The 223-nt window shown below is 66.8% G+C and carries 1 protein-coding gene and 1 pseudogene; both read left to right on the top strand.

The features are described from left to right. Positions 1–93 (top strand): annotated as a pseudogene (locus E4K09_RS30450) (1-(5-phosphoribosyl)-5-[(5-phosphoribosylamino)methylideneamino]imidazole-4-carboxamide isomerase); the annotation flags it as partial. Then, the coding region (locus E4K09_RS22350) for a HisA/HisF-related TIM barrel protein (RefSeq protein WP_244610639.1) at positions 93–223 on the top strand (131 nt) is incomplete at its 3' end. The pseudogene E4K09_RS30450 and the gene E4K09_RS22350, both read left to right, overlap by 1 nt.

Raw genomic sequence — 223 nt, 5'->3', positions numbered from 1 at the left:
GGCGCCATTTCCGGCCGCGCGCTCTATGACGGGCGCATCGATCCGGAACAGGCGCTGGCGCTGCTGCGCTCCGCCCGCAAGGAAAATGCCTGATGCTGAAAGTGCGTCTCATTCCCTGCCTCGACGTGAAGGACGGGCGCGTCGTGAAGGGCGTGCAGTTCGTCGATCTCGTCGATGCGGGCGATCCGGTGGAAGCGGCCAAGGCCTATGACGCGGCAGGCGC

Source organism: Microvirga pakistanensis, assembly GCF_004458765.1.
GTDB lineage: Bacteria > Pseudomonadota > Alphaproteobacteria > Rhizobiales > Beijerinckiaceae > Microvirga > Microvirga pakistanensis.
Note: the sequence above shows the minus strand (reverse complement) of the source record. Positions and strands in the feature narration are given on the sequence as shown.